This is a genomic window from Neorhizobium fuzhouense, from assembly GCF_042611105.1.
GTDB lineage: Bacteria > Pseudomonadota > Alphaproteobacteria > Rhizobiales > Rhizobiaceae > Neorhizobium > Neorhizobium galegae_A.
Map to the genome: position 1 here is coordinate 41,726 of NZ_JBHFFP010000010.1, position 25,418 is coordinate 67,143.

The window sequence follows — 25,418 nt, forward strand, 5'->3', positions numbered from 1 at the left end:
AAACGACAAGGGCGCCGGAGAAAGATCCGGCGCCCTTGTCGTTTGAGAAGAGAAGATATCGCGGCCGAATGGCTCAGGCCACCATGCCCCAGTCGTCGGCGTCGTCGGCTGCAAACATGCGTTCCAGGTTGAGGAAGCAGATCATGCCGCTGTCATGGGCGATGATGCCATCGGAAAAGGCGGAGCTGGAGCCCGCGGCCATCGGCACCGGCTGCAGGCGGCTTGCCGGAACGGTCATGATGTCGGACACACGATCGACCAGCATGCCGATCGTCATTCCCTTGATGTCGGTGACGACGATGGCACTGCGCTCGTTGACCTCGGTATTGTCCATGCCGAGCTTGACGGCGAGATCGACGATCGGGATTACCGTGCCGCGCAGGTTCATCACGCCGATGACTTCGTAAGGCGCATGCGGCAGCGGCGTCACCGGCGCCCAGCCACGGATTTCCCGGATCGAGGTGGTGCGCACGCAAAATTCCTGCGCATGCAGCCGGAAGGCGATGATCTCGAGGAGTTCGTCACTGGTCGTCTGTTGCACGTTCATTGAGATAGGTCTCCCAGCTGGGGTTGCGGTGCGTCGATCGATTGCCTGACAGAATAAGGGCTAGACCATGCGCCGAACTGGATCTGTGCCGGCACCGCCGCGCGCAGATCGTTCCAGGCGTCTTCGGGATCAAATCTCTAAGGGCCGCGCTATCATGTCGCCGCCATTCTGATGCCATGCCATCGATGCCACTCGATCAGCACAGGATAATTCCTGTTTGCTAATGAAGTGTTGAGCAAGAGGCGCAATTTGTGGGTAACCAACTAACGGTAACCGTCGGCGCAAAAAAAGAACGCACAGCTGTGCAAATATATCGAACTGTCATGGAATAATCATCCAGCTGTCATGTGGGCTTTCTAGGGTCGCCCTGTCATTGGCGCCGGCCCAGAGGGGGCCGCGCCGGCCCTTTCGGAGACAGACCCATGAACAGACGCGAATTTCTGGCGGCCGGCTCGGCTGTTGCCGCACTTCCGGCGCTCAATTCCATCGCCCTTGCCGCCGACACGACGATCAACGTCTTCAGCGGTTCCGACAACAACATCATCGACTTCTGGAACAACATCGTCCGCCCGGCCTTCGAGAAGGCCAATCCGGGCCTGAAGCTGAAGGTGATCGACGCCGGCGACGACAACGGCCTTCGTGCCATCGCCGACCGGGCGCTCGCTGCGCTGAAATCGAAAACGGATCCGCAGGCGGACGTGTTCGAAAGCTTTGACGCCCGTCTGCCGGCCGGTGGCATCGATGCCGGTCTGTGGGTCACCTTCTCGGCCGAAAACGTGCCGAATTTCGGCAAGATCAATCCGCGCGCGCTCGATATCCCGCAGCGTCTGCCCTATCGCGGCTCGCAGGTTCTGCTGGCCTATGACAAGAGCAAGCTCGACCCAAAGGATGCGCCAAAGACCTTCGAACAGCTGATCGCCTGGATCAAGAAGAACCCAGGCCAGTTCATTTACAACCGTCCCGACAAGGGCGGCTCCGGCGGCAATTTCGTGCGCCGCGCCATCCATGAGGTGAACGGCCGCGATCCTTCGAAATTCACCGTGGCCAATTTCTCCGCCGACTATGCGGAAAAGTCGCTGACGCCGGCCTGGGCGCTGCTGAAGGATCTCGCACCGTCGCTTTACGAAAAGGGCGCCTATACCTCCGGCAACACGCAGTCCATCCAGCTTCTGTCGCAGGGCGTCGTCACCATGGTTCCGGTCTGGTCCGACCAGGTGCTGCAGGCGATGGCCCAGGGCGTGCTGCCGGAGACCACCGGTCTCGTGCAGCTGACGGATCTGGCGCTGTGCGGCGATTTCTCGCGCATGACGATCTTTACCAATGGCGCCAACAAGGATGCGGGCCTGAAGCTTGCCAATTTCCTGCTGTCGTCGGAAATGCAGTCGGCCATCATCACCGAAATCGGCGGTTTCCCGGGCGTCAGCTGGGACAATATTTCGGCGGACCTGCGCGAGAAATACAAGGATGTCGTGCCCAATTCCATCCCGACCTTCCCGGGCGGCGACTGGAACTCGGCGGTCAACGACGGCTGGTATCGCAATGTCGCAACGGGCCTTGTCCGCGGCTGATGATGGCGCAGACGGCACCACACGCCGCCCATGGCGGATCGCAGCCGGCACAGGGGAGGGGGCTTTTCGGCCTTCTCCTCGTTGCCATTCCTGTCCTGCTCGTCGGCTGGCTGATCATCTACCCGATCCTTGCCGCCATCGTCTCGACGCTCTGGATCGAGACGCCGCAGGGAACGAGTTTCAGCACCGCCTCCTACCGGTTTTTCTTTTCCGATGGCTACAGCCTTGCCAATCTGTCGCTGACGCTCTGGACGACGGCCGTCTGCGCCGTGCTGCTTCTGGTGTTCGGCCTGCCGATTGCACTCTACCTGCGCTTTTCCACCAGCCGCTTTGCAGCCTATGTGCAGGGGCTGGCGATCTTTCCGATGTTCGTGCCCTCGATCATCCTTTCCTATGCGCTGATCCGCACGATCGGCCCGAACGGCACCGTGGACCTTCTGCTGAATGCCGTTGGCCTGCCGAAACTGCCAAGCCCGTACCTTACCCCCTGGGGGCCGGTGATCGGGCTTGTGTGGGATAATCTTCCGCTGACGGTGCTGATGCTGACGGCAGGCCTTGGCGGCATTTCGACGAGCGCCGTGGAGGCGGCACGCGATGTCGGTGCCGGGCCCATCCGCGTCTTTGTCCACATCATCCTGCCGCGCATGGGCAATTCCATCCTCGTCACCGTGTCCTTTGCGGTGCTCGGCATCTTTTCCGCCTTCACGCTGCCTTATGTGCTGGGCCCCGCCTCGCCGGAAATGATGGGCCCCTTCATGCTGCGCACCTTCAACGATCTCTATGATCCGCTGAACGCAAAGACGCAGGCCGTCGTTTCCTTCGGCATCTGCCTCGTCTTCGGCCTGTTCTATGTCTGGTCGATCGCCCGCAACCAGGAAAGGCGCAGCCGATGATCAGCCGTTCCGCTCTAAGCGCCCTCCGGCCGGCCCGGTTCGACTGGACGGGGCTGTTTTTCGCCTTTTTCCTCACCATCGTCATTGCCGTACCGCTGCTGGTCGTCGTCACCTGGGCCTTTACCGAGGTCTGGCGCTATCCTTCGGTCATTCCGCAACAGTTCGGCCTGCGCTTCTGGCATCAGACACTCTCGCGCGCCGATGTATGGGAGGCGCTGTGGATCAGCATCCGGCTCTCAGCTACCGTCACGCTGCTCTCGGCCGTGATCTGCCTGCCGGCGGCCTATGCCTTCGCGCGCATGAAATTTCCCGGCCGCGACATCTTTTTCCTGTCGTTTCTCGCCTCGCATGCCTTTCCGAAATTCGGCCTTCTGGTGGCGATTGCCGCGATCTTCCTGAAGCTCAATCTCATCGCCACCTTCTGGGGTGTCGTGCTGATCCAGCTGGTCGGCACGCTGATGCTGATGATCTGGATCCCGGTTGCGGCCTTCCAGGCGGTGGACCGGCGCATGGAAGAGGCGGCGCGCGATGTCGGCGCAAGCCCGCTTCGCGTCTTCTGGTCGATCACGCTGCCGCAGGCGGGCCCGACCATATTCGCCGCCGTGCTGCTCACCTTCGTCTCCACCTTTTACGAAACCGAAGGCGCCTGGCTGATCGGCGCGCCGCAGATCCGCACCATGCCGGTGCTGATGATCAGCTACATCAACAACCAGATCGTCGTGCAGTATGGCGCGGTGCTGTCGGTCATCCTCTGGGTGCCCTCCTTCATCGCCCTGATGTTTGCCCGCCGCGTGGTGAGCAATGGCGGCTTCGCCAAGGGTTTTGGCGCTTAAGCGCGCGACAGATACGGAAAGATAGACACATGGCCAGATTGACCATCGAGCACCTGCGCAAGAGCTTTGGCGCGACCGCCGCCGTCGACGATTTTTCCCTGACGGTGGAGGATGGCGAGCTCGTATGCCTGCTTGGTCCTTCGGGATCGGGAAAATCCACCATCCTGCGTATGATCGGCGGCTTCGAGCAGCCAACCTCCGGCACTCTTGCCATCGACGGGCAGGACGTGACGCGGCTGCCGCCGGAACGGCGCCCGACCGGCATGATGTTCCAGAGCCACGCGCTGTGGAGCCACATGAACGTTTTTAGCAATATCGCCTTCGGGCTGAAACTTCGCCGCCTGCCGCGCGCTGAAATTCGCCGCAAGGTGGAGGAGGCGCTCGAACTGGTCGGCCTTGCCGGCTATGGCCCGCGCCAGACGTTTCAGCTCTCCGGCGGCCAGCAGCAGCGCGTCGCGCTTGCCCGCTCGCTGGTGCTGGAGCCAAAGATCCTGCTGCTTGACGAGCCCTTTGCAAGCCTTGACCAGCACCTGCGCGAGCGGCTGCGCGAAGAGGTGCGCGAGATCCAGCAGCGGCTTGGCATCACCACGCTGTTTGTCACCCACGGCCAGGACGAGGCGCTTGCTATGGCGGACCGCATCGTGGTGCTGCGCAACGGCCAGTGCGAGCAGGTGGATGCGCCCGACGTGGTCTATCGCCAGCCGCAGACGGAATTTGTCGCGGGCTTCATCGGCAGCATGAACTTTTTGCGCGCCAATGTGGAAGGCGGCACCTTCCGCCACGGCGATCTCTCCATCGCGCTCGATGTCGCCGATGGTCCGGCCGTGCTTGCCATCCGCCCGGAGGATCTCGGCCTTGCTGAGGCAGAGGGCGAGACGGGGGCCATCGTGCTGCGCTCGACCGATTTCGGCAGCCATATCATGGTGGAACTCGAGAGCGAGGGCGGAGCGCGGGTGAAGGCGATGACGAGCCCCGCCACCCACTTCGAGAGGGGCGCCCGCGCCAGACTGTCTCCGACCACCTATGGCGTCTACCGCGACAACCGGCTGATCGCCTCCGGTCGCCTGACTGCCTTGCCGGTCACGGGTCGGGCTCACCATGCGGTGGAAACGGCCTGAGCGTCTTTTTCGAGGGACGCGTTCCGACTGACAATCCGTCGTGCCCATCCAGATAAAGCAGCGCCCGCGCATCCTTCTCCGGATGCGCGGGCGTTTTACGTTTCGCAGGATCGTTCGGGTTCAGGCGGAAAAACCCTCCATCAGCCACGCATGCAGCGCGCCGTTGGAAGCCAGAATATCGCCATGGGCGCCGATGGGGGCGCCGGTAAAGCCGGTCACACGCCCGCCGGCCTCCTCGATCAGAAGTTTCGAGGCGCCGTAATCGTGCAGCGACAGGCCATCCTCGAAAAATCCGTCCAGACGGCCGCAGGCGACATAGGCGAGCGACAGGGCCGCCGAGCCCAGCCGACGCACGCCCGACGTGTGCGCCATCAGGCGTCGCAGCGCCGCGTGATAGGTCTCCTCGCGCGTGCTCTTCACCTGGCCGGGGATGGGCAGACCGGCGCCGATCAGCGCATCCTCGGGGCGGACAAGCGGGCGAACCGACAGCCGCTCGCCGTTCAGATAGGCGCCGCGGCCGAGCTCTGCGCAGAACAGCTCGTTCTGCATGGCATCGAACACCACGCCGCAGGTCAGCACGCCGCCCTCGACAATGGCAATCGTCATGCCGAAATGCGGAATGCCCCAGGCATAATTGGTCGTGCCGTCGATCGGGTCGATGTAGATGCGCGGCGCACCTTCGCCCGCCTCGTGATTGCCCACGGCCTCTTCACCGGTAATGGCATGATCGGGAAAGTGTTCGCGCATGCGCCTGACGATGATGTTTTCGACCTCAACGTCGATCTCGGTCTGGTAATCACGCGCCGCCTTCACCACCATTTCATCGGTATAACGCCGCTTCAGGCTGCGGCGGGCAAGTTCCCCCGCTTCAAGGGCCGTTTGTGACAGAAGCGTCAGGCGTGCGGAGGCATTGTCGGGAAGGCGCGGGGAAGTATCGGGGGAAAGCATGGCATGTCTTTGCATGAGCGGGCACCAGAAAAGGTGGCCGGAGGGGCTGATGATAAGCCCCGCACACTCGCCGATTCCTGCGACAGATATGTGACCGTTGGACGGATTGCGACGGAAAAGACAGCGAAAATCAAGCCGTTAAGGTGCGGGGGAAATGGTGCCCGAGGCTCATCCGATGGTTGCTTCAGGAAGGGGTGCCCGTCGCTCTAACAACCTTTCGAAACGTCAGAGATATCCTTCTGCCGCGATCCAGTCTCGTGCCGCCCACGACATCTGATTTTCGGGCTGGAATTTCGTGCGTCCAATCATACCGGCCAGCGCCCTTCAGCACGACGCCTGACCGTGGATGGAGGAGCACCGCAAGGGATCTGGAACTGGATCGCTCTCGAAATATCATCTCGCATGGGGATAAAAGGCTGATCGAAACGATTGTGTCACCGAAACACGGCACGCAGTCGACGTGGGCGCTTATGCCTTGACCCGGCAAGTATTCATTTGCGATCACCTGGTCCGGCAGGTCTGCGAAATAGCCGTACATCACCAATCGGCTGGCGAGCGCTTCAAGCCATTCAGGCAGTTTGCCCAGATAAGCGTCTGCCGTAACGGCGCGCGCCCTGTAGTCATAGAGATAGCCAAAATGCTGCACGTGGCGTTTCAGCGTAGTGCTCCACTCTGCAGCATCGAGCCGATCCCTGATATCCTCCTCTTCGTCGCCGGAAAGGAGATCGCGAACATAAACGACGCCCGGAGGCAGGCCCGCCGCAGTCAAGACGCGATCCATCGGTGGCCAGCTCTCCTCTTTGACCGAAAATCAAAGGTTACAAATTCGGCGTTGTTGCCGATAGCTCCAACGCCGTCACCTTCGTCTTCACATGAGAATAACCGGCATAATCCGAAAAGCGGACAGGATTGGCAACAGGAAAGGCGTCATCGTTGCGCGCGGCGGGACCGGACAACAGGTGGCGTGCGATCGAAAGATACAGTTATGGAAAACTATGCGCTATAGGGAATGGAATGGTGCCCGGAGGCGGATTTGAACCACCGACACGCGGATTTTCAATCCGCTGCTCTACCAACTGAGCTATCCGGGCATCTCGGCTTTTTTTGAAAGCCTGCCGGTCTCTTTCGAAACCGCCGGAGGAGCTGTCCTCCGGGAGCGAGCGGGGTTATAACATCTTGTTCGGGCATGGCAAGCGCCGTTTTGCACTTTTTTGACGGCTTCGTGAAAAACATTGCGAAGTCATTGAAAATAATGGATAAATGGCGTCGCCGAAGCGGGCGCTTGCCGGTTTGCCGATCAGTCGCCGAAGGGTTCTGCCTTGGTCTCGTCCTCGCTGACGGGGATGGCGTAGGAGCCATTCAGCCAGCGCGACAGGTCGAGCGTGCGGCAGCGATCCGAGCAGAACGGGTAGTGGTCGCGGTTGGATGGCTTGCCGCATTCCGGGCAGGGCCGCGTCTTGCGCAAGGGCGCAACCTTTGCGCCCGGGGGGATCGGTTCGGAGGTCATCGTGTCCTTTTAGCCTTCTGCCCAGTGGGTGGCGACGTCAAAGCCTTCGCCATTCAGGAGCAGGGTCGTCTCGTAAAGCGGCAATCCGACGACATTGGTGTAGGAGCCCACGAGCTTTTGCACAAAACTGGCCGCAATGCCCTGGATGGCATAGGCGCCGGCCTTGCCGCGCCACTGATCGGAGGCAAGATAGGCCTCGATCTCGCGCATCGACAGCCGCTTGAAGCGGACTTTCGTTTCCACCACCTTCTGGCGGAACTGGCCGCCGGGGGTGACGAGGCAGATGCCGGTATAGACATGGTGGCCGCGCCCCGACAGGAGATGAAGCGCCGAGGAGGCCTCATCCATATATTCCGTCTTCGGCAGGATGCGCCTTCCGACTGCCACCACCGTATCGGCCGAGAGAATGTAGCTGTGGGCCAGCGAAACGTCCGCGCGGATCGCCGATAGCGCGGCCTGCGCCTTTTCGCTCGACAGGCGGCGCGCAAGCGACCGGGGATGTTCGGATTTCTTCGGCGTCTCGTCGATATCCATCGGCATCAGGCGCGCCGGCTTGATCCCCACCTGGTTGAGAAGATCAAGGCGTCGCGGCGAGCCGGAGGCCAGGATGAGCTTTTGGTCCAGAACCATGGGGTTTCCTGCGCAGGGCGCGCCGCATGCCGCGGAACGCTTTACTTGAAGCGGTAGGTGATACGGCCCTTGGTCAGGTCGTAGGGGGTCATTTCCACCAGCACCTTGTCGCCAGCCAGAACCCGGATGCGGTTCTTGCGCATGCGGCCTGCCGTATGGGCAATGATTTCGTGTTCGTTTTCGAGCTTTACGCGGAATGTTGCATTGGGCAGCAGTTCCGTTACGATGCCCGGGAATTCGAGGACTTCTTCTTTAGCCATCTAGAGCTTGTCTTCCTGTCGTTGAAGTGCTTGGGGCCGGAAAATGGCCGCAGCTTGAAAATTGCGCGGAAACTACACGTTCCCCGCCCGTTTGTGAACCTCGCATCTGCGCTTATCTCCAGAGCCGCAGAGCGCGCCTGTGCCGCGCATTCCCCGCTTCCCCGAAACCTGCCTTTACCACCGGGCGTGGCGGAAGAAAACAGGCAGTCCCCCACGCCTTACACTTGGTATTACACCGTCTGCGGCCCATGCACGGAAGGGCGCACGAAACGCGCCTCGATCCTCTCCCACAGGGCATCGCGCAGGCTGCGATAGGCCTCCAGCCGCTGATCGCGCGTGCCGGTCTCCACCGTCGGATCCGGCATCGGCCAGTAGACCACCTCGACCGGCTGCGAGCGGGTGAGTTCCAGCGCCCGGTGATCGGCCTCGGGCGAAAGCGTCACGATCACGTCGAAGAAGTCGTCTTCCAGCTCCTCCAGCCGGCGCGGCTGGTGGCGGGGGAGGGCAAGGCCGATTTCCTGGAGAACGCCATCGACAAAGGCATCCGGATCGCCGGCCCGCACGCCGGCCGACTGCACATAGATATCGGGTGGCAGCAGCCGTTTTGCAATCACCTCGGCCATCGGCGAGCGGATGGAGTTCATGCCGCACATGAACAGAACGGCGCCGGGCTTTGCCACACGCGTTTCGAAGGCCGGCGTTTCATGCGGGGGCTCCGGCACGTCCGCCATGCTCACCCCCGCCAGTAGAGCACGCAGACCAGAGTGAACAGCCGGCGCGCGGTGTCGAAATCCAGATCGATCTTGCCCTTCAGGCGGTCCTGCAGCGTTTCGGAGCCATCATTGTGGAGGCCGCGCCTTCCCATGTCGATGGCCTCGATCTGCGAGGGAGTGGAGGTGCGGATTGCCTCGTAATAGCTCTCGCAGATCATGAAGTAATCCTTGATGATCCGCCGGAAGGGGGTGAGCGACAGGATGTGGGTCGCCACCGCCTCGCCCTCTTTCGTGGTGATGGTGAAGACCAGCTTCTGCTCCACCAGCGAAATGCTGAGCCTGTAGGGGCCGCCCGCATGGCCGACCGGCTGAAAACGGTTCTCCTCGATCAGGTCGAAGATCGCAACCGCCCGCTCATGCTCGACATCCGGCGTCGACCGGCCGATGCTGTCGTCCAGCACCACGTCGAACAGCCGGAAGTCATGGTCGGCCATGGCTCATCCTTCTCGATTGAGGCGGATGGCAACCGAGCGGGCATGGGCGTCGAGCCCTTCGGAATGGGCAAGCGTGATGGCCGCCGGCCCGAGCGCCCGCAGCTGGTCCGGCCCGAGCCTGAGGATCGAGGTGCGCTTGACGAAATCCAGCACCGAAAGGCCGGAGGAGAAGCGCGCCGAGCGTGCCGTCGGCAGCACATGGTTGGAGCCGCCGACATAATCGCCGATCACTTCCGGCGTGTGGCGGCCGATGAAGATGGCGCCGGCATTGCGGATGCCGGACAGCAGCGCATCCGGATCGGCGACAGCCAGTTCCAGATGTTCGGCGGCAATGCGGTTGGCAAGCGGCAGCGCGTCGGCGAGATCCTTGACCAGAATGACGGCGCCGAAATCGCGCCAGCTGGCGGCCGCCGTCTCGGAGCGCGACAGCGTCTTCAGCTGGCGTTCGACGGCCGCTTCCACCGCCTTGCCCAGCGAAGCATTGGTGGTGATCAGGATGGATTGGGCGCCGGCATCGTGCTCGGCCTGGGCGAGAAGATCGGCCGCCAGCCAGTCCGGATCGTTTTCGCCATCGGCAATCACCAGCACTTCCGACGGACCGGCGATCATGTCGATGCCGACGGTGCCGAACACATGGCGCTTGGCGGCCGCCACATAGGCATTGCCGGGGCCGACGATCTTGTAGACCGGCGCGATCGTCTCGGTTCCATAGGCAAGCGCTGCCACGGCCTGTGCCCCGCCGATGCGGTAGATTTCCGTAACACCGGCGATTTTTGCTGCCACCAGCACGGCCGGGTTGATTTCGCCGCCGGAGGCCGGGCAGACCATCACGACGCGCTCGACGCCGGCGACGCGCGCCGGCACGGCATTCATCAGCACCGAACTTGGATAGCTTGCCGTACCGCCCGGCACATAAAGGCCAACCGCTTCGATTGCCGTCCAGCGCGAGCCGAGGCCGACGCCGATGGCATCTTCATAGATGTCGTCCTTCGGCATCTGGCGGGCATGGTGGCGTTCGATGCGCTCGGCAGCCAGCTGAAGCGCGGCGATCACCTCGGGATCGACCTTGGCATGGGCGGCCTCGATTTCGGCCTCGCTCACGCGAAGACCAATTTCGGCGAGATCGACCCGGTCGAAGCGTTTGGAATAATCGATCAGCGCTTGATCGCCATCAGCGCGCACATCCTCGATGATGGCCCGCACCACGGTGTTCACATCTTCCGAGACTTCACGCTTCGTCGTCAGGAAGGCGGAAAACTCAGCCTCGAAATTGTCCGATGCCTGATCAAGCCAGATTGCCACTTCTACTCACCCCTCATACACAAGGACAGGAAGCCGCAAAGCCTGCCGCCTGTCCATCATCATCACTGCCTTTTATGGCAAGTCTGCAGCGCCTGTCCCCAGAATAGCCACGGCCTGTCAAGAGGCTGGCCGTCACTTCCGCATGTCATCGCGGGCAAAAGCCGGCTCACTCGTGCTGCGGCAGGTTTTCGGTGCCCCAGGCGCCGCCGGTATCGGCAAGCTGCGCTTCGATGCATTCGACGTCGAGACTGATGGCGGCACCGGCGGCAAGCGTGAGCTCGATCGTGCCGTCCGGCCCCTCGTCCTTCTGGTCGAACCGCATGGCGAGAAGCGAATAAACCAGGTCCTCGCGGTGGCGGGCAACGCCGAGCGCCCTGACGGCCGTGACGCGCTTGAAGGTGATTGCGGCGCGGCGTCGCTCAAAGCCCTTGGCGCCGCGCGCGGCGGCTTCCCAGACGAACCGGTTGACCACCAGCGAAAAATGCCCGCGCTTCGGGCTCCACTCGATATCGGTTGCCTTGAAAACGCTGTCCTGCATATGGGCGGAGACGATCTTCAGGTCGTCCGCGTCCAGCGCCAGCAGCTTCAGCTCGGTCATGCGTGCCATCCCATCTCCACCGGCCGGCCGCACGATGCGTGCGGCGGCCTTGCCTGTCAGGCACTGGAGATAGGATGGGCGCGCCCGATAAGCAACAGGCGGAGTTGCAGCCTTATTCGCTGACGCGCTCGACAAGCGCGCCGCAGCGGGTGAGCTTTTCTTCCAGCCGCTCGAAACCGCGATCCAGATGGTAGACGCGGTTGACCACGGTTTCGCCTTCGGCCGCGAGCCCCGCAATGACCAGCGACACGGACGCGCGCAGATCCGTTGCCATGACCGGCGCGCCTTTGAGGCGCGAGACGCCCTCGACGCGGGCCATCTGGCCAGACAGCGAGATGCGCGCGCCAAGCCGCGCCAGTTCCTGCACATGCATGAAGCGGTTTTCGAAAATGGTCTCGGTGATGTGCGACACGCCGGACGAGCGCGTCATCAGCGCCATGAACTGCGCCTGCAGGTCTGTCGGGAAACCCGGGAAGGGTTCGGTGACGACATCGACCGGCAGGATACGGTCGCCGGTACGCACGATGCGCAGGCCCGTCTCCGTTGCGGTGATCTCTGCGCCGGTCTGGCGCAGTGTATCGAGCGCGGTTTCCAGAAGCGCGGCATCGGTGCCCTCCAGCGTCACGTCGCCGCCGGTCATGGCAACCGCCATGGCATAGGTGCCGGTCTCGATGCGGTCTGGCAGCACCCGGTGGCGGGCGCCGGAGAGCGAGGCCACGCCCTCGACGGTGATGGTCTTGGTGCCGGCACCGGAAATTTTTGCGCCCATGGCGTTCAGGCAATTGGCAAGATCCAGCACTTCCGGCTCGCGGGCGGCGTTTTCGATCACCGTCGTGCCATTGGCAAGCGTGGCTGCCATCATCATCACATGGGTTGCGCCGACGGACACTTTTGGAAAGCGGTAGCGCGCGCCGAGAAGGCCGCCCTTCGGCGCGGTGGCATTCACATAGCCGCCGTCGATCTCGATATCGGCGCCGAGCGCTGTCAGCGCCTCGAGAAACAGGTCGACGGGGCGCGTTCCGATGGCGCAGCCGCCCGGCAGCGACACGCGGGCACGGCCCTCGCGCGCCAGAAGCGGCCCGATGACCCAGAAACTGGCGCGCATCTTCGACACCAGCTCATAGGGCGCCGTCGTATCGGCAATGGTGCGGCAGGTGAAATGGATGGTGCGCGAATAGTCGTTTTCCTGGCGCTCGCGCCGTCCGTTGACGGCAATATCGACGCCGTGATTGCCCAGAATCCGCATCAGCCCTTCCACATCGGCCAGATGCGGCACGTTTTCGAGCGTCAGCGTGTCGCTCGTCAGAAGCGATGCGATCATCAGGGGCAGGGCTGCATTCTTGGCGCCGGAGATGGGGATGATGCCACGCAGCGCATTGCCGCCGGTGATTCTGATGCGATCCATGTGACTGACAACGGGTCTCAACCCGCCTTTCCTGGTAGTGGCGCGAAAGATGGCGTCCTTAGACGAAATCCGCCCGGTCTTCAATGAAACGATTACACACGCCCTGCTTGCGCGGGGCTCTCCCCTGCAAGGCTATAGCCTCGCCTCACGCCTCACGCCTCGGGCTCCTGCTCGCCTGCGGCCGGAAGGCCTTCCGTCATGTCGGCCTCGCCCGCCCGTCGCGCCCGCGCCTGCTGCTTGCGCCGCGCAAGGTTCTCGCGCAGCTTCAGCGCCGCGCGTGCCTTGCGCCGCTCCGCCTCGCTTGGCGGGCGCTGCCCGCGATCATCACTGCCCGATTCGTCCTGTGTGCTCATGAAGGCCTAGATAGCCGAAAGCGTGAAAATCCCAAAGTCCCTGCATGCACGCGGGCCGTGGACACACAGGCACTTCCGGGCTTTTGCCCAAAGCTTTTGGCCCGGAAGTGAAATTGCGGCTTGCACTCCCGCAAAAGCTATGGCAATAGCCCGCTCACCGAACGGCTGACCAAACAGACGTTGCAGATGCTGCTATAGCTCAGGGGTAGAGCACTCCCTTGGTAAGGGAGAGGCCGAGAGTTCAAATCTCTCTAGCAGCACCATTTTCCTTCAGAAAATTCTCCCAAAGACCCGTAAGTCCCTCGGTCGACACGTGTTACGTCTAACGCGTCAGCCAGGCGTCCATGCCGTAGGCGGCGTGGCGGGCGGTGGCCATGCAGGCGGTGAGCAGGTAGCCGCCGGTGGGGGCTTCCCAGTCGATCATTTCGCCGGCGGCGAAAATGCCGGGGAGGGCGGTGAGCATGAAGCTGTCGTCGAGCGCGTCAAACCGGATGCCGCCGGCCGAGGATATCGCTTCCTCGATCGGGCGGGGTGCAAGGAGCGGGATGGGAAGCGACTTGATGGCCCGGCCGAGCGCTGCTGCATCGGCCAGGTGCTGCAGATTGGCGCATTCGCGCAGCAGCGCGGCTTTTGCCCCTTCAAGGCCGGCCGCCTTGCGCAACCGGTTGGAAAGGCTGCTGCCGGCCGGCTGGCGGGCAAGGGCGGCGGTGAGTTTTTCAAGGCTCCGGCCCGGCGCAAGATCGAGGGTGAGGCAGGTGCGGCCGCCCCGTTCCAGCCGGTCGCGCAGGGCGCTTGCATGCGCGTAGACGAGGCTTCCCTCGATACCGGTGCGGCTGACCACGAACTCGCCCTGAAGGGTGCCGGCATCGGAGGTCGCGGTCACGGATTTGATCGGCGCACCGGCAAAGCGGCTTGCAAAGGGCGCGCTCCAGGCGACATCGAAGCCGCAATTGGCCGGGCGGAAATCGGCGATCTCGACACCTTTTTCCCGCAGCATCGTCACCCAGGCGGCATCGGAGCCGAGGCGCGGCCAGCTTGCGCCGCCAAGAGCCAGAAGCACGGCGTCGGCTGCCACGCGGACTTCGTCGTCCGGGCTTGAGAAGACGAGCGCGCCGTCGACGAGCGTTTGCAGCCGGTGGCGGGGCGCAAATGCAACGCCGGCTTCGCCAAGCCGCTTCAGCCAGGCGCGCAGGAGCGGCGAGGCTTTCATGGCCACCGGGAATACGCGGCCGGACGAACCGACAAAGGTTTCAGTGCCCAGGGCGCCTGCCCAGGCGCGCACATCCTGCGGGGTATAGGCGTCAAGCGAGGCCTGAAGCCGGTCATTGGCTGTGCCGAAGCGCGTGCGAAAGCGTGAAAAATCTTCCGAATGGGTGATGTTGAGGCCGGATTTTCCGGCCAGCAGAAACTTGCGGCCGAAGGTTGGCATCGCGTCATAGACGGTGACGGCATGGCCGCAGCCGATCAGCACTTCGGCGGCCATCAGCCCGGATGGTCCGCCCCCGATGATCGCGACGCGCTTTTCCCTCATGTCGCCCCTCTCATGTCGTCTCTCCGGCGCCTGCCTGCGGCTTCAGGCGGGCGAGGCAGGCCCGTCGCTGCACCCCAAGCCTGGGAGGAGCGTTACACCTGAAAGGACGGGATCAGGCAAGCCATTGCTGCACATAGGGGATCACCTCGACCAGGCCATGATAGACCATGTTGAAGGTAACGTAGACGATGACGGCAAGCCCGAGATAGGCAATCCAGCGAAAGCGCTGCAGCAGGCGGGCCACCAGATTGGCGGCAAGCCCCATCAGGGCAATCGAGATGACGAGGCCGATGATCAGGACGCTCGTGTGCTCCTGGGCTGCACCGGCAACGGCCAGCACATTGTCGAGCGACATCGAGACATCGGCAATGACGATCTGCATGGCAGCCTGCAGGAAGGTCTTGTTCACCTTCGGCATCTCTGCGTCAGCATCGGTGAGCGCCATGTGGGCGTCGTGATCGGCGGCGCGAAGCTCGCTCCACATTTTCCAGCACACCCAGCCGAGCAGCAGGCCGCCGAGCAGCTGCAGGCCGACAAGGCCGAGCAGATAGGCGGTCACCGTGGCAAAGCCGATGCGCAGCACGGTTGCGGCAATGATGCCGACGAGGATCGCCTTCTTGCGCTGATGGGCGGGAAGCCCCGCCGCGGCAAGGCCAATCACGATGGCATTGTCGCCAGCCAGCACCAGATCGATTGCGATGACCTGAAAAAGTGCGGCAAGACCCGCAGCCGTCAGAATTTCCATGATAGCTCCATCCCTGATTGCCCGCGGCTGTCCCTGCGGTCTTTCGCAGATCCAGATGTCTCTGCACCGCACGGATCACGTCCTCGTGACTGGCTACAGAATATTTTGACCGGGTTGGCAAGCGGAAATTGTGAATGGGTGCCGTCTCTCCTGCTTTTCGCGCCAGGACAGGCTCGAAAGACGGGCCTTCGCCCAATCCGCACACGGGGTGACGACTATGTCACCGTACGCGGCAGATCATTTGCCAAGGCGCCTTTTCAGGGCATCGAGAATATGCCGGGCAAGCTTCTCATAGTCCTCATCGAAATGATGGCCGCCGTCGATGCCAAGGGTTTCGATGCCGCGCGGCTGAAGGCTCTTGCAGGCGTCGTCCTCGTCTTCGGTGCCATAGACGCACTGGACGAGTTTCGGATCGATGGTTTGCAGCTGTTTCGTCGGATCGCCGCCGCCGCCGCTGCCCTTGCCGCCCAGCCAGCCCGAAACGGAAATCTCGAAATTGGAATTGTGCGAGAGCGCCAGCAGGCTCATCTGGATCACCTTGGCGCGATCGCTTTCCGGCAGTTTGTTGAAGGTCGCAGGCAGGATGTCGGCGCCGAAGGAATAGCCGATCAGCAGCACGTGGCCGACATTCCATTGCTTGCGATAGGCCCGGATGATGCGGCTCAAATCCGCGCCGGTCTGTTCCGGCGTCTTCTTCGACCAGAAATAGCGCAGGGCATCGACGCCGACGACCGGAATGCCATCGGCCTGCAGCACGTCGCCCAGATCGCTGTCGATGTCGCGCCAGCCACCATCCCCCGAATAGATGATCGCCAAAGTGTCGAGCTTCGGCTTGGCGTCGAGAATGGTCAGCGGCAGGCCGAGCGGTTCGTCATCGGTGCTCGCCGCATCGATGCTGTCGGACAGCGCCTGCATCAGCATGTCGGCGGCCGGCTTGTCGGTGTCTTCGAGATCGATGTCTTCGTGGGCGGTCAGCAGTTCCTTGGCATGGGCGCTGCCGGCCGGATCTGCCGTCTTGGACAGGTAGATGCTGACGGGCATCGGAAGTGGGCCGTCGGTGAGGCCATAGATGGTGCGGTCGCCATCGACGCGCTTTTGCGCCGGCGTACACAGAACCTTCGGCAGGGCGATGCCGGCTTCCGGATCCACGGCGATCGCGTCACCGATGGTGGCGGGCGGGCTCTGTGCCGCCATGCCGAGCACGACGGCTGCGCCCGCGCCGATGCCGGCAATGACCGGCGAGCGATAACTGCCGTTTCCGAACGAGCGCTGAACCTGCTGGGCCAGCGATTCGACGTCGGAAATCATGTAGATGCAATCGTCTTCATCCTTGCCCAGTCCGACCAGATAGGACGGCAGATCGATGCCGATGACAAGCGCGCCCTTGGCAGCCAGTGCCTTTGCCTGGGTCTCCTCCGAGGCGTTCCAGCCATCGGCATCGGAGAGCAGGAAGATGTTTGCCTTCATCGGGCCGTCGGGCTTGTAGATGTGCGGCGCCGGGATCATGCCGGTATCGAACGTCGGCGCCGGGCTCTGGGCAAGGGCTGTGAAGGGCACCGCAGCGGCAAGCAGGGCCGCTGCTGCAAAAGGACGAAAACCTCTGTTCATTTACCCACCACTCCGCGGACGCCGCCGCTGATCAAAAGCGTGACATCCATCAATGCCAGCACGACACCGGTTCCGCCGGCCACCGCCATGTAGCGGGATTGCCATTGCGGATGAAACTTGGACTTGAAGGCCCTCAGACCCTTGAAGTTGTAAAACCGTTCGCCGTGTTCGTACAAGGTGCCTCCAATGCGATCCCACACGGGTGCCATTTCCCGCTTCGACATGCCCGAAAGGGGGGCCATTCCAAGATTGAAGCTGGTATATCCGGCATTTTTCAGGTGCTCGAGCAGGCTCACGAACAGAAAGTCCATGGCGCCGCGGGGCGCATCGGGGGCAAAGCGCATGATATCGACGCTGCCTTCGCTGCGCTTGGCGGTGACGAATACGGTCGCGAAGGCAACGATGCGGCCTTCCTTGCGCAGGACGGCGACGGGCAGGGACGACACATAGTCTTCCTCGAAGGCGCCGAGGGAAAAGCCCTTTTCGCGCGTTTCGTGATGGGCAAGCCAGCCATCCGAAACGGCCTTGAGTTCCGGCATGACACTTGCGACGTCTGCCGGTTCCAGCACGGAAAATTCCATGCCGTCACGGCGCCCCTTGTTCAGCGCCTGGCGAAGACCGGCAAGCTTGCCGCCCTTCAGATCGAAATTTTCGAGATCAACCAGCGCCATTTCGCCAAGCTTGAAGGCGCGAAGCCCGGCATCGGCGCAGAAGGACAAGAGATCCGGCGAGACCTGGTAGAGCACCGCCCGCCCGCCGGCACCGCGCGCCCGCTCGACGAAACGCCAGATCATTTCGGCCCGCTCGTCCGGATCGCCGACCGGGTCGGCCAGCGAAATCCACGAGCGGCCCTGGATGCCGAACATCAGGAAACTGCGGCCGCTATCGGAAAACATCACCCGCTTGTCGCCCATGCGCACGAGGTTGGCATCGGCATTGTCCTGGCCTTCCAGAATGGCGACGGCCTTTTCTAGGTCTTCCGGCGTCAGCGGTTCGGGGTGGTGGAAGGCCGGACGCAGCAGGCTGAAGGCGGCGATGGCAAAGGACAGGATACTGACGCCCAGCAGCGCGCGCAGGCCGCGCGGCGCTTCGCCGAAGAACTCGAACTGCCACCAGAGCTGGCGGCTGTAATCGACGTCGCGGTAGACGAAGAGAAGGATGGTGGTGGCGCCGGCCAGAATGACCAGCATGGCCATGACCCAGGGCAGGCTCAGCACCTGTCCGAACAGCGAGGCGGGCCGGCGAAAGCGGCCGGCGTTCAGCAGAAGTGCTATCACGAAGATGCCGAGGAAGGTTGCTTCGCCGAGCGCCAGCGCGCGCATGAAGGCAAAGGCAAAGGCAAGGCTTGCCGAAACCAGCGCCACCCACCAGGCGCCGTCCAGACGCTGTGCAAGGCCGCGCGACGAAATGACGAGGGCAAGCCCGAGAAGGCTCGAGAGGAAATGCGCGCTTTCCACCACAGAGAGCGGCAGGAAACTGGACACGATATCGAGATCGCCGTCCGGCGTCGGCGTGACGCTCGAAAAGATCAGCATGGCCCCGAGCATGAGCGCGAAGGCCGACAGGAGCGGCGGCGAGATGCGCACCGCCACATTGCCGATATCGCCCGCCAGCGGATGGCGCGCGAGCGCGCGTGCTTCCGACACCACGATGCTGATGATGGCAATGGTGAGCGGCAGCACGTGATAGACCATGCGGTACAGCACGATGCTGCCAAGCAGCTGGTCGAGACTGACCGTGCCACCGAGCGCGCCGAGAATGACGGCTTCGAACACGCCAAGGCCGGCCGGCACGTGGCTGAGCACGCCAAGGCCCACGGCTGTCGCATAGACGGCAAAGAAGGAGGGCCAGCCGATATGTGTTTCCGGCAAAAGCACGTACAGCGCCGATGCCGAGACGGCCAGATCGAGCGCGGTGATCAGGAACTGGCGCGAGGAGGTCAGTGTGTCGGGCAGGCGCAGGCGAATGCGCATCACATGGATGGTGCGCCCGTTGCGCCCGGCAAACAGCAGGCCGGCCAGCACCACCAGCACGACGACGGCACCGGTGCGGAGATAGAAGGGATCAAGGCCGGTGATGTCGGCAAGCCGTGGGGCGGTGACGAGTGCTGCAATGGCGCTGACTGCCAGAAGCCCAAGGCCGAAGGCGAAGGTGACGAAGGCAATGACGCGCGCCACGTCTTCCGGCGATAGCCCAAGCCGGCTATAGGCGCGAAAGCGGATGGCGCCGCCGCTCAGGGCGCCGAAGCCCGCCGTGTTGCCGATCGCATAGGCGCTGAAGGCGGTGACGGCGACGGGCAGTGTCGGCAGCTTGCGGCCGATATACTCCAGAGCATTGAGATCATAGTAGATCAACGACGCAAAACTGAGCGCCGTAAAGAGCATCGCAAGTGCAATGGCGCGCCAGCTGGTATCCTTCAACGCATCCACCACCTCGTCGTAGCGCACCTCGTTGGTCAGCCGATAGATGGCGACCGCCATCATGACGCACACGACCAGCATCGCAGCCGAGGTCAGGTACAGCCTGAAACGGGCGATGAGGGCAATGATCGGGTGACGGGGCGTTTCCGTCTGAACGGCCTGGGAATGCGGTTGTGTCATCGGGCACCTGATGCGGTGGCTAGCTTCTAGCCTTTGGGCATGACGGTTATTCGTCAATGCGGCGGCGCGCTAGTCCTCTCGCTTCGACTTGGACAAAAATAGGGCCGTTTGCCCATTCTTGCGGCCTCTCGGGGCTTGCAAATGCCCTTGTCCGAAGGCCATGCACCATGTTTTTCCGGTTCATGAACCATGACGGCCCATCTCACCGCACGTCGGACTTCAATCCGGCGTGGTGTGAGCCGGCGCCGGACACGCAGGACGAGGATTGACTTCGCCGTCTTCGCAAGGATGTTGCGCGGCACAGCCATCCCATTCGTCCGCCGCCCGCTGCACCGATCTGGAACAGCCGGGCGCAACCTTCTGTCACAGTTACCGGCGCCTCAACTCTCGCTTTCGGCGGCCTTCGCCTGGCAGATCAGAGCACGCGCAGCGCGATCGCCGCGCGATGCGGATCGCGCGCGGCCATCACCAGCATGCCCAAGAAAATCAGGCCTGCAATCACGGCGGATCCAAAGTGTAGAACAATCATTGCTCGCCTCTCAAGACTTCATGTTCAAGATGACGCCGATTGTCTGCGACTAGACTTGCCCGTGGCTTGCGGCTTGACTTCCTGCACCCCATAAAACACGTTGATGAGGAATTCCTCACGCTTGTTGGCCGACATTAACTTTCGCGCAAGGAATTAACCATACAAATGGTCCGACACGGCGAAATGGGACGACTTCGGTAGATCCCCTCCAGGCATGATGCCGCCACGCCGTACCGGTTTTGACCCGGTATCTCTTTCCATGAAATTCCAGAAAGCCGCACGGCTTTGACCTGTCCGCTCCGGGCCTGGCGCGTTTCTGCGCTCTGTCTGCACGGGAAGGCACGGCCACCGGGTTTCGGCGGCGTCCGGCCGCGCGGGGGCATGGCCGGCGGCTGTCACAGCCGCAGCGCTGCCCGGCAAGGCCGGCAATGGCATGAGCGGCGACGCGGGCAAACCCCGTGGCCGCAATCGAGGGGTTCAACGCCGGTCCTTGACGGGATCGGTTTCACTTGGGGACGGGCATTGGCTCACGAATCGCCATCGGATCAAGCACGGAAGGCACAGGCCGGCAGCCTGCGCGAGCGGCTTTCGTTCGCCGGCCTTGATGCCGAGGCCTGCGACCTGCTTCGCCGGTTCCGCCCGACGCTCGAAACCTGCCTGAAGACGGGATTGCGCGATTTCTTCCTGCGCCTGCAATCCTCGCCCGAGGCCATGCGTCATTTCGATGACGACCAGCAGCTGCAGCGCCTCAACGATCTGCAATCCTCGCACTGGAGCGTGCTGACGGATGCGCGTTTCGATGCGCTGTATGCGGAGCGGGTGAAGGTGCTTTCCGATGCCGAAGGCCGCATGGGGCTTGATCCGCGCTGGCATGTCGCCGGTCATGCGGTCATGCTGGAGCATCTCGTGGGCTGTCTGATTGGCGAGCTTTCGGCCAAAGCGCTGTTGCCGGCAGGCCGCAAGCGCGAACGCGACGTTGCCGATGCGATCAAGGCGGTCATTCGCCTCGTCATGGTCGATGTGGAGATTGCCGTATCGCTTCGGATCAACGACCTGCGCCAGAAACATCAGCGGGCGCTGAGAACGCAGCGTGACAAGGATCAGGCGGACGCCAACAACCTGTTCGGGCCCTTCGCGGCGCACCTTGCCAACCGTGACCTGACGGTGCGCGTGGCAAAGGAGCGTCCCGAGGTCTATGGCGAACTGTCGGCGCTGCTGGATCAGGCCGTAGAGGCCATGGCGGATTGCTTCGCGCGCCTTGCGGACAAGGTTCAGATGGCCGAGACGCTGGCCGCATCGGTTTCCGAAGACGGGCGTGAGGCAGCATCGACCGCGCGGCAGGCCTGCGAGGATCTGGGTGCAGCGGCGCGTGACGTGGCGGGCCTTGCCGAACAGGTGCGGCTCAGTGCAGACGAGACGGCAGCGGCCGAAAGGGCGGTGGCGGAAACGCGGCGCTCGGCAGAAGAAAGCGGCGCGGTGGTCGGCCGGGCGATTTCCGCCATGTCCGACATCGAGCAGTCGGCCGAAAAGATCGGCCAGATCATCGGCGTCATCGACGAGATCGCCTTCCAGACCAATCTTCTGGCGCTGAATGCCGGCATCGAAGCGGCACGTGCCGGCGACTCCGGGCGCGGATTTGCCGTCGTTGCCCAGGAAGTCCGAGCCCTTGCCCAGCGCTCGGCGGAAGCGGCCCGGGAAATCAAGCAGCTGGTGACAGGCACGAAATCGCAGGTCGATGCCGGCGTGAAGATGGTTCATCGCACGCAGGAAGCCATTGGCGGCATCGTTCACCAGGTGACCGACATCAATACCGCCATGGCCGGCATCGCGCGGGCAACCGGCGAACAGGCCGACGGCCTGCAGCGCGTGGCCGGCGAGATCCGCGCGATCGATGGCCGGATGGCGACGAGCGCAGAGCTTGCGGCGCGCACCGGCGAGGGTGCCGATACGCTGCAGACCGTCATCCTGGAGCTTGGCCGCACGGTGCGGGAATTCCGCATCGCGCACGAAAGCGGGACCGGCCAGCGCGTCTGGTCCGAACGGCCGCAGGATGCCGATGGTGACATCAACGGCCGGCAGGCCGGCATGGACGACGACATGATGCCGTCCTCCGCCCTGTTTCTGCCGGCCCAGATCGCCGGCTTTGGCCGGTAATGACCGATTGGTCCGGCCCTCTTCGGCCGGACCCTCAAAGACCAGCGATGGCATTACGCCACGCGAGTGTGACGACGAACGATGAGGACGAAGGAATGGCAGGCAAGAAGGCAGTGAAGGGCAGTCTGAAACTGGTGTCGGTGCTGGATCTCAACGAGGCGTCGGTTCTGCACGGTCAGCTGACCAACATGCGTGGCAGCGATGTTGCCATCGACGCGTCCGGCGTCGAGCGGCTCGGTGTCCAGTGCGTACAGGTTCTCGTGGCTGCCGCACGCGTCTGGGAGGAGGACAAGAAGGCGTTCGTCTTCGAACAAGTCTCCGATGCGTTCCGCAAGACCATGCAGCTCATCGGCATCAATATAGAAAATCTGCTCGCGAAGGAGATCAGGCAGTGAAGAAGAAAGTACTTACAGTGGATGATTCAAGGACGATCCGGAACATGCTTCTGGTGACCTTGAACAATGCCGGCTTCGAAACGATCCAGGCCGAAGACGGCGTGGAAGGCCTCGAGGTTCTCGAGGACTGCAATCCGGACGTCATCGTGACCGATATCAACATGCCGCGTCTCGACGGCTTCGGCTTCATCGAGGGCGTGCGCCGCAACGAACGTTACCGCGCCGTTCCGATCCTCGTGCTGACCACGGAAAGCGACGCGGAAAAGAAGAACCGCGCACGCCAGGCCGGGGCGACCGGCTGGATCGTCAAACCTTTCGATCCGGTCAAGCTGATTGATGCGATTGAGCGTGTAACCGCCTGAACCAACCGGGAATTCCTGCGATGGATATGAACGAAATCAAAGAGATCTTCTTCCAGGAGTGCGAAGAGCAGCTCGCAGAACTGGAATCTGGTCTTCTCAAGCTGAATGATGGCGACCGTGACCCGGAAACGGTGAATGCCGTTTTCCGTGCGGTCCACTCGATCAAGGGGGGCGCAGGCGCATTCGGACTTGATGACCTGGTTTCGTTCGCCCACGTCTTCGAGACAACCCTCGACTGCGTGCGCTCCAACAAGCTGGAGCCCAACCAGGACGTCCTCAAGGTGATGTTGAAGTCGGCGGACGTGCTCGCCGACCTCGTGACGGCATCGCGCGATGGCGGTGGTGTCGACGAGGGCAGAAGCCGCGGGCTGGTCAAGGAACTGGAGGCGCTTGCCCGGGGTGAAATGCCCTCCGGTGGCGCCTCTGCCGAACCGGCAAAGCCTGCCGCGGCCAAACCTGCCGCAGCCAAGGCCGCCCCGGCACCCGCTGTCGCCCCGACCGACGACAGCGGCTTCCAGCCAATCCCGTTCACCTTCGACGGATTTGGCGGCGAAGAAGAAGCGGTGATGGCGCCGACGACATTCGAGGTGCAGTTCAAGCCCCGCCGCGAACTCTATGCCAAGGGCAACGAAGCGGCCCTTCTGCTGCGCGACCTGTCGCGCGTCGGCGAAATGAGCATCAACTGCGATACATCCGCCCTGCCGGCCTTCGACAAGCTCGACCCGGAAGAGGCCTATTTCAGCTGGACGATTGCGGTCAAGACGAACAAGAACGAGCAGGATATCCGCTCGGTCTTCGAATTTGCCGAATGGGATTGCGACCTCGACGTCAAGGTGGCCCAGACTGTCGCCGAAGACCTGCCGATGGTGCCGGTGCCCTTCGACCTGTCTGCCCTGGACGACGATGCCGGTGCAGACGAGGGCAATGACGGCGCAGAAGACCAGACGGTGGCCAATGCCGTCAGCGCTGCCGAAACCGCAACCAATGTCACCAAGCTTGCCGCTGCGGCCGCCCGCGTCGAAAAGAAGGAAAGCCAGTCTGCGGCTGCCGCCGCTGCCGCCGCCAACGCGGCCAATGCCGCAAACAGCGCCGGCCAGACCATCCGCGTCGATCTCGATCGCGTCGACCGCCTGATCAACCTCGTCGGCGAGCTGGTCATCAACCAGGCCATGCTGTCGCAGAGCGTCATCGAAAACGACACGACCGGCACATCCGCCATCAACATGGGCCTCGAAGAGCTGCAGCAGCTCACCCGCGAGATCCAGGATTCGGTCATGGCCATCCGCGCCCAGCCGGTGAAGCCCGTCTTCCAGCGCATGTCGCGTATCGTGCGCGAAGTGGCGGACATGGTCGGCAAGTCGATCCGTCTCGTCACGGAAGGTGAAAACACCGAAGTGGACAAGACGGTCATCGACAAGCTCGCCGAGCCGCTGACCCACATGATCCGCAACGCCGTCGACCACGGCATCGAAAGCCCCGAAAAGCGCGAGGCCTCCGGCAAGAATCCGGAAGGCACGGTCAAGCTGACGGCAAAGCATCGTTCGGGACGCATCGTCATCGAGCTCCAGGACGACGGCGCCGGCATCAACCGCGAACGCGTGCGCCAGAAGGCGATCGACAACGACCTGATCGCAGCCGATTCCAACCTGACGGACGAGGAAATCGACAACCTCATCTTCATGCCGGGCTTCTCGACCGCCGACAAGATCTCCGACATTTCCGGCCGTGGTGTCGGCATGGACGTGGTCAAGCGCTCGATCCAGGCCCTTGGCGGACGCATCTCGATCAGCTCGCGGCCCGGCCAGGGCTCGACCTTCACCATGAGCTTGCCGCTGACGCTCGCCGTCCTCGACGGCATGGTGGTGACGGTTGCCGGCCAGACGCTCGTCGTGCCGCTCACCGCCATCGTCGAGACGCTGCAGCCGGAAGCCTCGGCCATCCATTCCTTCGGCGCCAACCAGCGGCTGATCTCGATCCGCAACTCCTTCTGCCCGCTCGTCGATGTCGGCCGGATCCTGAATTTCCGCGGCACGCAGGCCAATCCGGTGGAGGGCGTGGCGCTTCTGGTGGAATCGGAAGGCGGTGGCCAGCGTGCGCTGATGGTGGACGCCATCCAGGGCCAGCGCCAGGTCGTCATCAAGTCGCTCGAGGCCAATTACACCCATGTTCCGGGCATTGCCGCCGCCACCATTCTGGGTGACGGGCGCGTGGCGCTCATCCTCGACGTCGATGCAGTGGTCGCCGCCTCGCGTGGCCAGTCACTGCGCCAGGACAGCGGCATGAAGTCCGACATGTCGCTTCAGGCAACGGGCTAACAGGCGGGTT

Annotated in this window: 24 protein-coding genes and 2 tRNA genes; 9 read left to right on the forward strand and 17 right to left on the reverse strand. The window is 63.0% G+C overall.

Going from position 1 to position 25,418, the window contains the following annotated elements; translation table 11 throughout:
• Positions 1-73 precede the first annotated feature (73 nt).
• On the reverse strand, positions 74-547 hold the full coding sequence (locus ACEXP3_RS17390; RefSeq protein WP_210103620.1) for a chemotaxis protein CheW: 474 nt from the start codon (positions 545-547) through the stop codon (positions 74-76).
• 422 nt (positions 548-969) lie between these two features.
• Here ACEXP3_RS17390 and ACEXP3_RS17395 point away from each other — a divergent pair, with 422 nt between their 5' ends.
• Genes ACEXP3_RS17395 through ACEXP3_RS17410 form a run of 4 tightly spaced genes read left to right on the forward strand, consistent with a single transcriptional unit; the run spans position 970 to position 4,959 of the window.
• Positions 970-2,115 carry an extracellular solute-binding protein gene (locus ACEXP3_RS17395; protein WP_377298412.1) on the forward strand — a complete coding sequence of 382 codons (1,146 nt, stop codon included), beginning with the start codon at positions 970-972 and terminating at the stop codon, positions 2,113-2,115.
• Complete coding sequence (locus tag ACEXP3_RS17400; RefSeq protein ID WP_377298413.1) at positions 2,115-3,008, forward strand: ABC transporter permease; 894 nt, start codon at positions 2,115-2,117, stop codon at positions 3,006-3,008. Before ACEXP3_RS17395 ends, ACEXP3_RS17400 begins: the two co-directional genes overlap by 1 nt.
• Entirely contained in the window at positions 3,005-3,841 is an 837-nt protein-coding gene (locus ACEXP3_RS17405) for an ABC transporter permease (protein ID WP_377298414.1), read from the forward strand. The genes ACEXP3_RS17400 and ACEXP3_RS17405 overlap by 4 nt, the downstream gene beginning before the upstream one ends.
• Positions 3,842-3,870: 29 nt before the next feature.
• Positions 3,871-4,959: an ABC transporter ATP-binding protein gene (locus ACEXP3_RS17410; protein WP_377298415.1), complete on the forward strand. Its 1,089-nt coding sequence runs from the start codon at positions 3,871-3,873 to the stop codon at positions 4,957-4,959.
• A 120-nt stretch (positions 4,960-5,079) separates the two neighbouring features.
• On the opposite strand, the gene ACEXP3_RS17415 is transcribed toward ACEXP3_RS17410, so the two are convergent.
• The 12 genes from ACEXP3_RS17415 to ACEXP3_RS17470 all read right to left on the reverse strand — a co-directional run bounded on the left by ACEXP3_RS17415 (position 5,080) and on the right by ACEXP3_RS17470 (position 13,169).
• Positions 5,080-5,907 carry an inositol monophosphatase family protein gene (locus ACEXP3_RS17415; protein ID WP_377298416.1) on the reverse strand — a complete coding sequence of 276 codons (828 nt, stop codon included), beginning with the start codon at positions 5,905-5,907 and terminating at the stop codon, positions 5,080-5,082.
• 184 nt (positions 5,908-6,091) lie between these two features.
• The gene (locus tag ACEXP3_RS17420; protein WP_377298417.1) at positions 6,092-6,688 is read right to left on the reverse strand and encodes an alpha-ketoglutarate-dependent dioxygenase AlkB; all 597 of its coding nucleotides are present in this window, start codon (positions 6,686-6,688) and stop codon (positions 6,092-6,094) included.
• A gap of 234 nt (positions 6,689-6,922) precedes the next feature.
• A tRNA-Phe gene (locus ACEXP3_RS17425) sits at positions 6,923-6,998 on the reverse strand.
• Positions 6,999-7,204: 206 nt separating this feature from the next.
• Positions 7,205-7,414, reverse strand: a complete 210-nt coding sequence (gene yacG, locus ACEXP3_RS17430) for a DNA gyrase inhibitor YacG (RefSeq protein ID WP_377298418.1) — start codon at positions 7,412-7,414, stop codon at positions 7,205-7,207.
• A gap of 9 nt (positions 7,415-7,423) precedes the next feature.
• Entirely contained in the window at positions 7,424-8,044 is a 621-nt protein-coding gene (locus tag ACEXP3_RS17435) for a Maf-like protein (protein WP_210103612.1), read from the reverse strand.
• Between the two features lie 41 nt (positions 8,045-8,085).
• Positions 8,086-8,304, reverse strand: coding sequence for a translation initiation factor IF-1 (gene infA, locus ACEXP3_RS17440; RefSeq protein ID WP_007759621.1), 219 nt, complete (start codon positions 8,302-8,304; stop codon positions 8,086-8,088).
• Between the two features lie 230 nt (positions 8,305-8,534).
• Positions 8,535-9,035, reverse strand: coding sequence for an arsenate-mycothiol transferase ArsC (locus ACEXP3_RS17445; RefSeq protein WP_377298419.1), 501 nt, complete (start codon positions 9,033-9,035; stop codon positions 8,535-8,537).
• Positions 9,036-9,037: 2 nt separating this feature from the next.
• Positions 9,038-9,511, reverse strand: a complete 474-nt coding sequence (locus ACEXP3_RS17450) for a UPF0262 family protein (protein WP_377298420.1) — start codon at positions 9,509-9,511, stop codon at positions 9,038-9,040.
• Positions 9,512-9,514: 3 nt separating this feature from the next.
• Positions 9,515-10,813: a histidinol dehydrogenase gene (hisD, locus tag ACEXP3_RS17455; protein WP_377298421.1), complete on the reverse strand. Its 1,299-nt coding sequence runs from the start codon at positions 10,811-10,813 to the stop codon at positions 9,515-9,517.
• Positions 10,814-10,979: 166 nt separating this feature from the next.
• A complete protein-coding gene (locus ACEXP3_RS17460; RefSeq protein ID WP_210103608.1) occupies positions 10,980-11,411 on the reverse strand; it encodes a DUF2948 family protein in 432 nt (143 codons plus the stop codon).
• Positions 11,412-11,523: 112 nt separating this feature from the next.
• A complete protein-coding gene (murA, locus tag ACEXP3_RS17465; RefSeq protein ID WP_377298422.1) occupies positions 11,524-12,816 on the reverse strand; it encodes a UDP-N-acetylglucosamine 1-carboxyvinyltransferase in 1,293 nt (430 codons plus the stop codon).
• Between the two features lie 152 nt (positions 12,817-12,968).
• Positions 12,969-13,169 (reverse strand): hypothetical protein, encoded by a 201-nt coding sequence (locus ACEXP3_RS17470; RefSeq protein WP_210103606.1) that lies wholly within the window; start codon positions 13,167-13,169, stop codon positions 12,969-12,971.
• Between the two features lie 188 nt (positions 13,170-13,357).
• Between ACEXP3_RS17470 and ACEXP3_RS17475 the strand changes: the two genes are divergently transcribed.
• Positions 13,358-13,432: transfer RNA gene (locus tag ACEXP3_RS17475), tRNA-Thr, on the forward strand.
• 59 nt (positions 13,433-13,491) lie between these two features.
• Here the strand turns inward: ACEXP3_RS17475 and ACEXP3_RS17480 are convergent.
• The 4 genes from ACEXP3_RS17480 to mprF form a co-directional block, all read right to left on the reverse strand.
• Entirely contained in the window at positions 13,492-14,700 is a 1,209-nt protein-coding gene (locus tag ACEXP3_RS17480) for a TIGR03862 family flavoprotein (RefSeq protein WP_377298423.1), read from the reverse strand.
• Between the two features lie 112 nt (positions 14,701-14,812).
• Positions 14,813-15,445 carry a TerC family protein gene (locus ACEXP3_RS17485; protein WP_210103604.1) on the reverse strand — a complete coding sequence of 211 codons (633 nt, stop codon included), beginning with the start codon at positions 15,443-15,445 and terminating at the stop codon, positions 14,813-14,815.
• A gap of 237 nt (positions 15,446-15,682) precedes the next feature.
• Positions 15,683-17,053 carry a virulence factor family protein gene (locus ACEXP3_RS17490; RefSeq protein WP_377298424.1) on the reverse strand — a complete coding sequence of 457 codons (1,371 nt, stop codon included), beginning with the start codon at positions 17,051-17,053 and terminating at the stop codon, positions 15,683-15,685.
• A complete protein-coding gene (gene mprF, locus ACEXP3_RS17495; protein WP_377298425.1) occupies positions 17,050-19,653 on the reverse strand; it encodes a bifunctional lysylphosphatidylglycerol flippase/synthetase MprF in 2,604 nt (867 codons plus the stop codon). The genes ACEXP3_RS17490 and mprF overlap by 4 nt, the downstream gene beginning before the upstream one ends.
• 1,051 nt (positions 19,654-20,704) lie before the next feature.
• Here mprF and ACEXP3_RS17500 point away from each other — a divergent pair.
• The 4 genes from ACEXP3_RS17500 (at position 20,705) to ACEXP3_RS17515 (ending at position 25,408) form a co-directional block, all read left to right on the forward strand.
• Complete coding sequence (locus tag ACEXP3_RS17500; protein WP_377298426.1) at positions 20,705-22,336, forward strand: globin-coupled sensor protein; 1,632 nt, start codon at positions 20,705-20,707, stop codon at positions 22,334-22,336.
• A 95-nt stretch (positions 22,337-22,431) separates the two neighbouring features.
• A complete protein-coding gene (locus ACEXP3_RS17505) occupies positions 22,432-22,731 on the forward strand; it encodes an STAS domain-containing protein (protein ID WP_210103600.1) in 300 nt (99 codons plus the stop codon).
• Positions 22,728-23,093, forward strand: a complete 366-nt coding sequence (gene cheY1, locus ACEXP3_RS17510; RefSeq protein WP_210103599.1) for a chemotaxis response regulator CheY1 — start codon at positions 22,728-22,730, stop codon at positions 23,091-23,093. The genes ACEXP3_RS17505 and cheY1 overlap by 4 nt, the downstream gene beginning before the upstream one ends.
• Positions 23,094-23,113: 20 nt before the next feature.
• On the forward strand, positions 23,114-25,408 hold the full coding sequence (locus ACEXP3_RS17515) for a chemotaxis protein CheA (protein ID WP_377298427.1): 2,295 nt from the start codon (positions 23,114-23,116) through the stop codon (positions 25,406-25,408).
• Positions 25,409-25,418: the final 10 nt, after the last annotated feature.

Excerpts from the sequence above, each read along its gene's own strand:
- ACEXP3_RS17390 (WP_210103620.1), bottom strand. The coding sequence starts at position 547 with ATGAACGTGCAACAGACGACCAGTGACGAACTCCTCGAGATCATCGCC.
- ACEXP3_RS17395 (WP_377298412.1), top strand. The coding sequence starts at position 970 with ATGAACAGACGCGAATTTCTGGCGGCCGGCTCGGCTGTTGCCGCACTT.
- ACEXP3_RS17400 (WP_377298413.1), top strand. The coding sequence starts at position 2,115 with ATGATGGCGCAGACGGCACCACACGCCGCCCATGGCGGATCGCAGCCG.
- ACEXP3_RS17405 (WP_377298414.1), top strand. The coding sequence starts at position 3,005 with ATGATCAGCCGTTCCGCTCTAAGCGCCCTCCGGCCGGCCCGGTTCGAC.
- ACEXP3_RS17410 (WP_377298415.1), top strand. The coding sequence starts at position 3,871 with ATGGCCAGATTGACCATCGAGCACCTGCGCAAGAGCTTTGGCGCGACC.
- ACEXP3_RS17415 (WP_377298416.1), bottom strand. The coding sequence starts at position 5,907 with ATGCTTTCCCCCGATACTTCCCCGCGCCTTCCCGACAATGCCTCCGCA.
- ACEXP3_RS17420 (WP_377298417.1), bottom strand. The coding sequence starts at position 6,688 with ATGGATCGCGTCTTGACTGCGGCGGGCCTGCCTCCGGGCGTCGTTTAT.
- yacG (WP_377298418.1), bottom strand. The coding sequence starts at position 7,414 with ATGACCTCCGAACCGATCCCCCCGGGCGCAAAGGTTGCGCCCTTGCGC.
- ACEXP3_RS17435 (WP_210103612.1), bottom strand. The coding sequence starts at position 8,044 with ATGGTTCTGGACCAAAAGCTCATCCTGGCCTCCGGCTCGCCGCGACGC.
- infA (WP_007759621.1), bottom strand. The coding sequence starts at position 8,304 with ATGGCTAAAGAAGAAGTCCTCGAATTCCCGGGCATCGTAACGGAACTG.
- ACEXP3_RS17445 (WP_377298419.1), bottom strand. The coding sequence starts at position 9,035 with ATGGCGGACGTGCCGGAGCCCCCGCATGAAACGCCGGCCTTCGAAACG.
- ACEXP3_RS17450 (WP_377298420.1), bottom strand. The coding sequence starts at position 9,511 with ATGGCCGACCATGACTTCCGGCTGTTCGACGTGGTGCTGGACGACAGC.
- ACEXP3_RS17460 (WP_210103608.1), bottom strand. The coding sequence starts at position 11,411 with ATGACCGAGCTGAAGCTGCTGGCGCTGGACGCGGACGACCTGAAGATC.
- murA (WP_377298422.1), bottom strand. The coding sequence starts at position 12,816 with ATGGATCGCATCAGAATCACCGGCGGCAATGCGCTGCGTGGCATCATC.
- ACEXP3_RS17470 (WP_210103606.1), bottom strand. The coding sequence starts at position 13,169 with ATGAGCACACAGGACGAATCGGGCAGTGATGATCGCGGGCAGCGCCCG.
- ACEXP3_RS17480 (WP_377298423.1), bottom strand. The coding sequence starts at position 14,700 with ATGAGGGAAAAGCGCGTCGCGATCATCGGGGGCGGACCATCCGGGCTG.
- ACEXP3_RS17485 (WP_210103604.1), bottom strand. The coding sequence starts at position 15,445 with ATGGAAATTCTGACGGCTGCGGGTCTTGCCGCACTTTTTCAGGTCATC.
- ACEXP3_RS17490 (WP_377298424.1), bottom strand. The coding sequence starts at position 17,053 with ATGAACAGAGGTTTTCGTCCTTTTGCAGCAGCGGCCCTGCTTGCCGCT.
- mprF (WP_377298425.1), bottom strand. The coding sequence starts at position 19,653 with ATGACACAACCGCATTCCCAGGCCGTTCAGACGGAAACGCCCCGTCAC.
- ACEXP3_RS17505 (WP_210103600.1), top strand. The coding sequence starts at position 22,432 with ATGGCAGGCAAGAAGGCAGTGAAGGGCAGTCTGAAACTGGTGTCGGTG.
- ACEXP3_RS17515 (WP_377298427.1), top strand. The coding sequence starts at position 23,114 with ATGGATATGAACGAAATCAAAGAGATCTTCTTCCAGGAGTGCGAAGAG.